The sequence below is a fragment of the Synechococcus sp. R55.8 genome, assembly GCF_047461895.1.
Taxonomy (GTDB): Bacteria; Cyanobacteriota; Cyanobacteriia; order Thermostichales; family Thermostichaceae; genus Thermostichus.
Genome location: NZ_JANSIB010000106.1, coordinates 1 through 10,130, shown reverse-complemented (window position 1 = coordinate 10,130; position 10,130 = coordinate 1). Strand labels below are relative to the sequence as shown.

General features: G+C 60.2%; 7 protein-coding genes and 1 tRNA gene. 2 read left to right on the top strand and 6 right to left on the bottom strand.

From position 1 onward, the window contains the following. Positions 1-83 precede the first annotated feature (83 nt). A complete protein-coding gene (locus NW829_RS10520) occupies positions 84-995 on the top strand; it encodes an alpha/beta fold hydrolase (protein ID WP_414417033.1) in 912 nt (303 codons plus the stop codon). Here the strand turns inward: NW829_RS10520 and NW829_RS10515 are convergent. Beyond that, positions 992-1,447 carry an HHL1-like protein gene (locus NW829_RS10515; protein ID WP_414381947.1) on the bottom strand — a complete coding sequence of 152 codons (456 nt, stop codon included), beginning with the start codon at positions 1,445-1,447 and terminating at the stop codon, positions 992-994. The genes NW829_RS10520 and NW829_RS10515 overlap by 4 nt on opposite strands. Before the next feature lie 143 nt (positions 1,448-1,590). Between NW829_RS10515 and NW829_RS10510 the strand changes: the two genes are divergently transcribed. Then, positions 1,591-1,664: transfer RNA gene (locus tag NW829_RS10510), tRNA-Pro, on the top strand. A 42-nt stretch (positions 1,665-1,706) separates the two neighbouring features. Here NW829_RS10510 and NW829_RS10505 read toward each other — a convergent pair. The 5 genes from NW829_RS10505 to NW829_RS10485 form a co-directional block, all read right to left on the bottom strand. Then, positions 1,707-4,298, bottom strand: coding sequence for a DUF3536 domain-containing protein (locus NW829_RS10505; protein ID WP_414413370.1), 2,592 nt, complete (start codon positions 4,296-4,298; stop codon positions 1,707-1,709). 295 nt (positions 4,299-4,593) lie between these two features. Next, on the bottom strand, positions 4,594-5,616 hold the full coding sequence (gene mraY, locus NW829_RS10500; RefSeq protein WP_414417034.1) for a phospho-N-acetylmuramoyl-pentapeptide-transferase: 1,023 nt from the start codon (positions 5,614-5,616) through the stop codon (positions 4,594-4,596). Between the two features lie 148 nt (positions 5,617-5,764). Further along, positions 5,765-8,140: a phosphoketolase gene (locus NW829_RS10495; RefSeq protein ID WP_414329861.1), complete on the bottom strand. Its 2,376-nt coding sequence runs from the start codon at positions 8,138-8,140 to the stop codon at positions 5,765-5,767. Positions 8,141-8,251: 111 nt separating this feature from the next. After that, a complete protein-coding gene (locus tag NW829_RS10490; RefSeq protein ID WP_414417032.1) occupies positions 8,252-9,367 on the bottom strand; it encodes a pentapeptide repeat-containing protein in 1,116 nt (371 codons plus the stop codon). Positions 9,368-9,390: 23 nt separating this feature from the next. After that, positions 9,391-9,765 carry a DUF1257 domain-containing protein gene (locus NW829_RS10485; protein ID WP_011432773.1) on the bottom strand — a complete coding sequence of 125 codons (375 nt, stop codon included), beginning with the start codon at positions 9,763-9,765 and terminating at the stop codon, positions 9,391-9,393. Positions 9,766-10,130: the final 365 nt, after the last annotated feature.

Sequence of the window (10,130 nt, the reverse complement as noted above, 5' to 3'; positions counted from 1 at the left end):
AGACAAAGGCATTCCGAAGCTATGATGAACAGGGATGGCTCTGAGTTTCTACCTACATCTTTAACTGGGTCTGTTTTCAGGCTGTGCTGACTGCTTCTTCTGCCGGTTCTGCGGCTGAGGCCATTGCTCCTTTTGCTCCCCAAGTCTGGAGCTGGCGCGGACATGCCATTCGCTATGTGGTGCAGGGATCCGGATCCCCGCTGGTCTTGGTGCATGGATTTGGGGCTTCCATCGGCCATTGGCGGCACAACATCCCCGTGCTGGCTGCGGCAGGATACCGGGTCTATGCCCTGGATTTGCTGGGGTTTGGCGGCTCGGCCAAGCCTGCTCTCCCCTACACCTTGGATCTGTGGGCGGAGTTGCTGGTGGATTTTTGGCAGCAGCACATTCAGCAGCCTGCTGTGTTTATCGGCAATTCCATTGGTGCCTTGCTCAGCTTGATCATGGCCGCCCGGCATCCCCAGTTAACGGCAGGAGCAGTGTTGCTCAACTGCGCCGGGGGGTTGAACCATCGCTCCCATGAGCTCAGCCCGATTTTCCGCCTTTTCATGAGTGTTTTCACCGCTCTGGCGGCTTCTCCGGTGACGGGGCCGTTTTTGTTCGATCGGGTGCGGCAGCGGCAGCGTATCCGCGCAACTCTCAAGCAGGTGTACCGTAACCCCGCCGCCATTACGGATGAGCTGGTGGAGATTCTCTATGCCCCTTCCTGTGATGTGGGCGCTCAGCAGGTGTTTGCCTCGATTCTCACCGCTCCCCCCGGCCCAACTCCTGAAGCCCTATTGCCTCAGGTGCGCTGCCCGCTGTTGGTGCTCTGGGGAGAGGGGGATCCCTGGACGCCCATTCAACGGGGTCGCGGCTTTCAAAACCACGTGAAAGGGATCGACTACCAGTTCTTGCCCATTCCCAATACAGGCCATTGCCCCCACGACGAGCGCCCAGAGGTGGTCAACCCTCTGATTTTGAGCTGGCTGCCCAGGGCCTTTGCGGCGGTCTAAGCTTTTTTGGAGGTTCCTTTGCCGGAGAGGCCCAACCAACCTCGGATTTTGGCCATCCAGACTTGAAGGGGTGAAGGCTGGGGGCGGATCGCCACCTGGATCGGCTCGTCTTGGAAGTCCTTGTCCTTGAGGCGAAACCCAAACTCCAGGTCATCTTTCACCTTGCCGAGACGGGGAAACAGCCTGACGGCTGCTTTTTTGAGTTCTTCCTCGTTTTGGAAAATGGCTTGGTGAATGGCGCTGGAACGTCCCACTGCCAGGGATCCCACCGGCAGCCAAGGGTTGGGCTGGCCAGGCGCGGGCTGGCGACGGCGGGCAAAGATGTTGAACTCCGGCATCCCCTTGGCTTTCAGCTCGTCGTACCGTTTGGCGGCTTCCTTGCGCTTGGCAGTGTTGGAGCTGGCCGGTTTTTTCTCAGGCTTGGATTTGCGGAAACCCTTAGACTGACTCATACTTGGGCTGACGAGAGGGGGGATTTTTGCAGCTTAGCGCAGATCGGATCCCCTTCTCTGCCGGGGATCCCTTGTCATCATTGTTCGTAGCCGGCGTGCTATACTTGTTGAGCTTCGGCGGGCGGTTAAAGGGGCCTGTCAGTCGGGATGTAGCGCAGCTTGGTAGCGCACTTCGTTCGGGACGAAGGGGTCGCAGGTTCGAATCCTGTCATCCCGATGGCTTTAAAGTTCACTGAGCTCTCAACTTAATCTTGGGGGTTTAATTTTGGGGGTGTAGGTGACGCAGCCAGGCATTGACGTTGACCCGAATCCGCTGCCCAATCTGTAAGAGGCGGTGCAGGTTTTCGGCAGAAATGTCTCGGCAGTCTTCTTGGGGCCAAGCTGGGCAACGCGGGCCAATTTGACGCTCCAGCGCTGTCAGATAGAGCTCTTGCAGGCGATCCAAGTTGATGGGCAGGCGCAGGTCTGCAGCCAATTGCAGCCATTCTTCCAGGTTGTAGAGCTGTTCGCCGAAGGTCTCCGGCTCAAAAGCGTGGGCAAGGTGCCACATCCCCCGCTGTAGGAGCCGATCCAGAACCCGGGCTGCCTCTTCCCGCCGCAACTGACACCCCAACTGCTCGGCCTCGCGCACAATTGCCCGCAGTTCCAGCAGGTGATCCCGCTTGCCCTCTTCCATTTCCATCGCCCGCAAACTGGTCAACAGGCGTTGGTTGAGGGTGATCTGAGCGGCAGCCAACAACTCTTCCGGGATCGGCAGGCCGTCGGCCCGAAAGGCCATCAAGACCCCGTAATTGTCCAGGTAGGTTTGGCGGTAGAGCTGGGCCAGGCGGTCTAGGGTATCTTGAGTGAGCCAGCGCATCATCTGCTGCCGATCTTCGTCGTCGAGGGCGTTCAAGTCGAAGGTTTCCGGCCCAAACAGATCTTGCAGGGTCAGGATCATCTGTATCCGACTGTGGGATCCGGCCAGCAGCCGCGCTTTTATCTGCTCGTAGATGCGCCGCCCGGCAAACGGCTTGACGCCACATTGAAAGTCCCAGCCGCCGAGATGGAGCATGGCGTAGATCAGGTCGTGCTCTTCGCGGGTGGTGGGAAAGGAGAGCTTCACCCGCCCGATGGCCAGCGTCGATCCTCCTATCGTCAGGCGCTCTTGATCCACTTGATCCAGCACATATCCTTGGGAACGGGGGATCCCGTTAAACAGGGAAAACATGGCGTGCTGAGCCACCAGCCGTTGCGGGCTGATCAAGCTGGGGCGCACCAAGGCGCAATAGACCCCCTTGCCGTCTCTGTAGAGGTCGAGGTTGCTGGGGGCCTTGCTCAGGCGCTGTAAAAACTCCTCTTCCAGGTTTACATCCGCCACTGCTGCTGCCAACTGGATAGCCCGTGCCGCGTAACGCAGGATCTGCACCCCTTCAGGACGGGATAGCTCCTCGAAAAACCAGCCACAACTGGTGAACATCAACTGGCTGTAGCGCTGCATCTCCAACAGGCGCAGCACTTGCACCCGATCTTCGGCGGTGAGGCGGTGGCTTTGGTGCTCCTGCAAAAAGGCATCGCAGCGCTCCCGATCCAAAATCACCTCGATGTAACGATCCCGCGCCAGCCAGGGATCCCGCAGGTAGGCTCTGGCCTCCGTCTCGTAGATCTCGGCCAGCTGATCCCGCAGCCAGTTGAGGGCCTCCCGCAGCGGTTGCCGCCAGCGTTGGTGCCACCCTCCCACCGCTCCGCAGCCACAGTCTCGCGACCACCGTCCTACCCCGTGGGCGCAGCTCCAGGCGGTGACCGGTTTCAGTTGCACCTCCCAAGTGGGGGGATGTTGGCTGAGAAAATGGCTGTAATTGCCCACCTGCCAGCCCCGGCGGGGAAATTCCTCGCAAAAGGCATAGGCCAGTGTGCGTTCTACACCCCGCTTGTGGTGGCCAAAAGTCTCGCCATCGGTGGCACAGTTGATCAGATAGGCTTCCCCCTCTTTGTCCGGGCGCAGAGCGGAACGGATCCGCTCCGCCAGAGAGTGGGTGCTGTAGACGATATCCCCAAAGCCCAAGTCACGGGAAATGGGGCCATCGAAAAAGAAAATATCCAAGTACCCCTCCCGATCGGGGGTAAAGCAGCGGTAGGGCCGACGGGGATCGATCTGGCCTTGGCTAACGTCGATCCACTCCGTTTGTCCCAAGGGGCGAATGCGCTGCGCTTGGCTGGGGGCCAAAATGACGAAGCGGATCCCACATTCGACCAAGGCCGTGACCGTTGCTGCATCAATGGCGGTTTCGGCCAGCCACATCCCCTGGGGATGGCGCCCAAAGCGGTGTTGGAAATCGGCAATTCCCCAGCGGATCTGGGTGTACTTGTCTCGCTCGTTGGCCAGGGGCAGGATGACGTGGTTGTAGACTTGGGCGATGGCATTGCCATGACCCTCCAGCCGCTCAGCGCTGAGGCGGTCGCCGGCCAAAATGCGTTGGTAAACTTCAATGTCATGCTCCTCTAACCAAGAGAGGAGAGTGGGGCCGAAGTTAAAGCTCAGGAATTCATAGTTGTTGACAATGCGCACCACCCGTCCTTGGTCGTCCAGAACGCGGGCAAAGGCGTTGGGGCGGTAACATTCCGCCCAAATGCGCTCGTTCCAGTCGTGAAAGGGGCTGGCGCTCGGCTGTCGCTGAATGCGGTTGAGGCAGGGATCCTCTCGGGGCGGCTGATAGAAATGGCCGTGCAACACCACGTACGGCCGCGCAGAGGAAAGCTCAGCAGCACCTGCCGGAGAAGGAGCCGCTTGCATCGGCGGGTCGGAGACCAAATCGCTGTGCCCTGACTGTGCCGCTGGCCTATCGGAATTTTTGGAGCCACTCGGCATCATGAGATTACACTCCTTTTAGAGGCCTCCAACTGGGTTACAGGGGAAGGCAATGTTAACTTAAGTTCATATCCATACGTTACAGCGATCCCCGATCTGCAACGGTGAATGTAAAAGATTCAGTTGGAAATTTGACAGGGAACAAACATCGGTCAGTAATCTTTGCGTTTTCCTCACAACAGAAGGGATCCCGGGACTTAGTGGGTGGGGGCCGATCTGCCGGTGGCCATTTCCCACGCCGAACAACCCGTTTGAGGTCAGGCCCCCATTGGAATCCCGGTGGATCCCCAGCTCGAACTCACATTCCGGTCCAGTGCCACCAGGCCCAGCCTAGCCCCACCAGCAGCGCCGTTATCCCATAGAGGGATCCCACCACCTGCACCTCCGACCAGCCCCCCAGCTCCAGATGGTGGTGCAAGGGCGACATGCGCAACAGCCGTCTGCCTGTGCCGGTTTTGCGTTTGGTGTATTGGAAGTAGCCCACCTGCAGCATCACCGACAGCGCCTCTGCCACCAGCACTCCCCCCATCAGGGCCAAGGCCCAGAGCTGATCCCCCAGCAGCGCCAACCCGGCCAGAGCGCCCCCCAACCCCAGGGATCCGGTATCGCCCATGAACAGCCGTGCCCGGTGGTGGTTGTGAACCAGGAACCCCAAGCAGGCACCGCTCAGGGTGAAAGCCAACACCGATAGCTCTGGATCCCTGTGAAGGAGCCCCAGCCCAATCAGCAGGATGGCCACCACCCCTGCCGCCAAGCCGTCCATACCATCGGTGAGGTTTACGGCATTATTGGTGCCCACCAACACAAACAGGATCAAGGGCCAGAACAGCCAGCCCAGAGAGAGGGTGCCTATCCCCGGCAAGGTCAGACTGGTCGGGATCCCCTGCCAGGCCAGGTAGACACAAAACCCAAGGGCGACCCCCACCTGGAGCAACAGCTTGTGTTGGGGAGACAACCCCTTGTTGGATTGCTGTCGGATCACCAGCCAATCGTCCAGCCAGCCGACAAAGCTGTAGGCCAGCGTGAGCAGCGCGACAGCCAGCCAATGGGGATCCCAGCCGATCCAGATCCCGGCCACCAGTAGCCCCACGGGCAAAAAGCTGATCCCGCCCATGGTGGGTGTGCCTGCTTTTTTCTGGTGGGATTGGGGCCCCTCCTGGCGGATCACTTGCCCCGCCTTCCAGCGCCGCAACCCGGGGATGAGCAGGGATCCCAGCAGGGCCGAACCCAACGCGCTCAACCCAAAAGGAACGACCACCTGGGGGCGGATCCCGATCACAAGGGTCGAGAGGGCTAAACCCAGCCCCAGCGAGAGCGCCATCCCTCCCCACTCCGTCTCTTCCAGCTCCAGATCGGGAAGTGTATCCGCATCCACCCCTTCTGAACCCCTCACACCCTCAACCTCCAAACCCTCAAAAACTCTATCCTGCCAGAGCTCAGAGGCGAAAGTTAGTTGAGTGGGGATCCCTTCAATAGGGCCACTTCCAGTTGCGCACCTCCGGCAGATCTTCCCCGTGTTTGCAGATGTACTGCTTGTGCTCCACCAGCTTGTCCCGGATAAGCTGCTGGACGTGATCCCGCCGGTACTTGAAGCGATCCACCCGCTCCAAGACGTCGTTGGCCAAGTTAAAGCGATCCACCTGGTTGAGAACGCACATGTCGAAGGGGGTGGTGGTGGTGCCTTCCTCCTTGTAGCCGCGCACGTGCAGGTTGTGGTGGTTGGGACGGCGGTAGGTGAGGCGGTGGATGAGCCAAGGATAGCCGTGGAAGGCAAACACGATGGGCTTGTCGGGGGTGAAGATACTGACAAACTCCTTGTCGCTAATGCCGTGGGGGTGTTCGCTGGGCGGCTGCAGCTTCATTAGGTTCACCACGTTCACCACCCGGATCTTGATCTCCGGCAGGTGCTGCCGCAAAAAGTCCACCGCCGCCAGGGTTTCCATGGTGGGCACATCGCCACAGCAGGCCATCACCACATCCGGCTCTGAACCCTGATCATTGCTGGCCCATTCCCAGATTCCCAAGCCCTGGGTGCAGTGTTTGATGGCCGCATCCATGTCCAGGTACTGCAGGGCCGGCTGTTTGCCCGCCACGATCACATTCACGTAGTGGCGGCTGCGCAGGCAGTGGTCGGCCACCGAGAGCAGAGTATTGGTATCCGGGGGCAGGTAGACGCGGATGATTTCGGCCTTTTTGTTGACCACGTGATCCAAAAAGCCGGGATCCTGATGGCTAAAGCCGTTGTGATCCTGCCGCCACACGTGGGAAGTCAGCAGGTAGTTGAGGGAAGGGATGGGCCGCCGCCAAGGAATGTGCCGGGTGGTTTTCAGCCACTTGGCGTGTTGGTTGAACATCGAGTCCACCAGGTGGATAAAGGCTTCGTAACAGGAGAAGAACCCGTGTCGCCCGGTCAGCAGATAGCCTTCTAGCCAGCCCTGACAGACGTGCTCGCTGAGGATCTCCATCACCCGTCCATCGGGGGAGAGGTGCTCGTCGCAATCGTAGATGGGAGCTACCCAGGTGCGGTCACTGGCCTCAAACACAGCATCCAAGCGGTTGGAAGCCGTCTCGTCGGGGCCAAAGAGGCGGAAGTTGTGGGGGTTGAGCTTCATCACATCCCGCAAAAATTGCCCCAGAACTCGGGTGGCTTCGGCTTCGGTGGTGCCGGGGCGGGGGACAGGCACGGCGTAGCGACGGAAATCTGGCATTTTCAGCTCCCGCGTCAGCAGGCCGCCGTTGGCGTGGGGCAAAGCCCCCATGCGTTTTTCCCCTTTGGGGGCCAGCTCTTGCAGCTCCGGCAGCAGACGGCCATTTTCATCGAAGAGTTCTTCCGGCTTGTAGCTGCGCATCCAGTCCTCCAGAGCCTTGAGGTGCTCCGGTTTTTTGGCCAGATCCGCCAGGGGCACTTGGTGGGAGCGCCAGAAATCTTCCACCTTTTTGCCGTCCACCTCTTTGGGGCCGGTCCAGCCTTTGGGGGTGCGCAGGATGATCATCGGCCACTGGGGACGAGTGGGATCCCCTTTGCTGCGGGCATGCTGCTGGATTTCTTGGATCTCGTGGATCACCGTGTCCAAAGTGGCGGCCATCAACTGGTGCATCTCTGCCGGCTCGCAGCCTTCTACGAAGTAGGGTTTGTAGCCGTAGCCCACAAACAGATTTTGCAGCTCGTCACGGCTGAGGCGGGCCAAAACGGTGGGATTGGCGATCTTGTAGCCGTTCAGGTGCAGAATCGGCAGCACTGCTCCGTCGTGGATGGGGTTGAGGAACTTGTTGGAATGCCAGGAAGCGGCCAAGGGCCCAGTTTCCGCCTCTCCATCCCCCACCACACAGGCCACCAGCAGATCGGGGTTATCAAAGGCAGCCCCAAAGGCGTGGGCCAGGGCATAGCCCAGTTCTCCCCCCTCGTGGATGGAGCCAGGGGTTTCCGGAGCCACGTGGCTGGGCACGCCGCCGGGGAAGGAGAATTGCTTGAAGAGCTTGCGCATGCCTTCGGCGTCTTGGCCGATGTTGGGATACACCTCGCTGTAGGTGCCTTCCAAGTAGGTGTTGGCCACCAGAGCAGGGCCACCGTGGCCGGGGCCGGTGATGTAGAGGATGTTGAGGTTTTCCCGTTTGATGATGCGGTTGAGATGCACGTAGATGAAGTTCAACCCGGGTGTGGTGCCCCAGTGCCCCAGCAGGCGCGGCTTCACGTGTTCCAGTTTCAGGGGTTCTCGCAGCAGCGGGTTATCCATCAAATAGATTTGCCCGACCGACAGATAGTTGGCGGCCCGCCAGTAGGCATCCATTTTGCGAAGCTCGTCGGCGGTGAGCGGTTTTGTCGAGAGCTGTTCTGCCAGAACCATAGCTGTACTCCATAGGTATCTCTACTCCTATGGTGATCCGGGTTTGCCCAATTGCCGGGGGATCTTGGGATTCCTTTGGATTTGGCTCATTGGGTGAGCGGTAGGCACCTGTTACCACCACCAGGGCTTGATCGGGGTGCCGTCGGGAAAGATCAGGCCGGCAATCCGGGATCCGCTGTGCTTTAACCCTTCGATCTGAGCTCCTTCCAGGTTGGCTTGGGTTAGGTTGGCCCCGCTGACATCGGCCCGCCGCAGGTTAGCCCCCTGAAACTGGGCCTGACGCAGCTCGGCACCGCTGAGATTGGCCCCTTCCAGGTCGGCATTGGACAGCTTGGCCCCCCGCAAGTCCGCCCGCTGTAGGTTGGCTCCCCCCAAATCTGCTCCCTCTAGGTTGGATCCACGCAGATCCGCCCGGTTCAGATCCGCTCCCCTCAGCCGGATCTGACAGAGCACCAGTTCCCGCAGATCGGCTTTGCTCAGGTCTTGGCCGGAGAAATCCTGTCCCTGTCCCCCCCAATTCTGCAACTGCCAGATGTGGCGCACCCGTTCTTCTAGGTGGGTCTCTTCCGAAAGCCGGGATCCCCGCAGGCTGGTGCCGCTAACTTTTACCCCCCTCAGGTCGGATCCCCGCAGGTCGGCTCCCTGTAAGTCGGCTCCGCTCAGCTTGGCCCCTTGCAAATCCGCTTGGCGCAAATCCGTTTGCCGCAGCCGGGCGCCGTTGAAGTTGCAAAAGCGCAAGTTGGCCCGCCTCAGGTTGGCCTCCCACAGGTTGATCCCCCCCAGCCGTGCTTCTTGAAGGTCGGCTCCCTCCAGGTCGGCGTAGGCAAAGTTCCGCTCCCCACGCCGATAGGCCACGATCACCCCTTGCGCTCCCCCCACCGGGCGAAAGGGGCTGTAGGTGCAACAGGCCTGTTCTGCCTCCGGCTGGCCTAGCTGAGACAACAGCCGCCAAGCTTCCAGCCGCACCGCCCAAGAGCTGTTGCCAGCGAGGGCTGCAATGAGTTCGGCCAGGCCCGCCGACCCGTACTGCAGCAACTGGGATAGCGTGGCTAAGCGCACGGCTTCATCGCTATGGGCGAGTCGTCGCCGCGCCCCCTCGAGACCTCCCAGCACTAAGGCATGGGCCGGGGCGCTCCCGGTTGCCGTTTGCCCCCCCAACACCAGATCCCAAGGTTGGGGCCGGGATCCCTGGCCAGTTCTGACAGCCGGCTGAGGCTTACCTACCATGGGCAGATCCCGATGAACCTGGCTTATAGCCAACGCCCCACCACCACGCGGATGGTGCCATCCTCCAGCACTTCTTCGGCCTCGATGGTATAGCCCTGCTCACGGGCTGAGCGCAGCAAACTTTTGTGGGCGTAGCGCTGCAAAATCGGCTCCAGGAAGGTCTTGGGATCGATGCCCGCCCCCCACAGATCGGCCACCAGCTCGTAGTGATCCCCGTTGCGACGAAACCCGATGTCGAAGCCATTCTTTTGCCGGATCACCAGATCGGCGCGGGTGCGGTTCCAGAGATAGCCCCGCAGGCTGGCATTCCGCTGCACAGCGTAGCCCAATTCCTTCAGAGTCTCTTCCAGGAGATCGGCGTCTTTGATTTGCACTTGCAGGGTGGTGAAGTGAGACATGGCCCTTCCAATCCTTTGACCGATGGAGACCGGATCCTCACTATAAAGCGCCCTTGGGGTGGTGGAAGAAATGTAAACCATCCTGCGGTGGGTCGAGCGAGCGGAACGCAGCTCCCCCTTTCTCCCGCAGGAGTGCAACACACCTGGGCCTGGAGGGTCGCTGGGCTGGCCTGACCTGCCTTCTTATGTAGGCGCGCGCTGCGGCATTCGCGATAGCGGTACGGAGCACCAAGGCTGAGGCATCCGCGCCTGGCGTGTTCGGTAACACAGAAATCTTGGATCTACATCTAGCGTCTAAAGTCAAGAATTGACGATAGTCTCCACTATGTTTGGAGGCAGCAGCAAAAATCTGTCCCACAGGGATC

Bases quoted from the DNA above. Each gene is read 5' to 3' on its own strand.
- NW829_RS10515 (WP_414381947.1), bottom strand. From the start codon at position 1,447: ATGAGTCAGTCTAAGGGTTTCCGCAAATCCAAGCCTGAGAAAAAACCG.
- NW829_RS10485 (WP_011432773.1), bottom strand. From the start codon at position 9,765: ATGTCTCACTTCACCACCCTGCAAGTGCAAATCAAAGACGCCGATCTC.
- NW829_RS10490 (WP_414417032.1), bottom strand. From the start codon at position 9,367: ATGGTAGGTAAGCCTCAGCCGGCTGTCAGAACTGGCCAGGGATCCCGG.
- NW829_RS10505 (WP_414413370.1), bottom strand. From the start codon at position 4,298: ATGATGCCGAGTGGCTCCAAAAATTCCGATAGGCCAGCGGCACAGTCA.
- NW829_RS10495 (WP_414329861.1), bottom strand. From the start codon at position 8,140: ATGGTTCTGGCAGAACAGCTCTCGACAAAACCGCTCACCGCCGACGAG.
- mraY (WP_414417034.1), bottom strand. From the start codon at position 5,616: ATGGCGCTCTCGCTGGGGCTGGGTTTAGCCCTCTCGACCCTTGTGATC.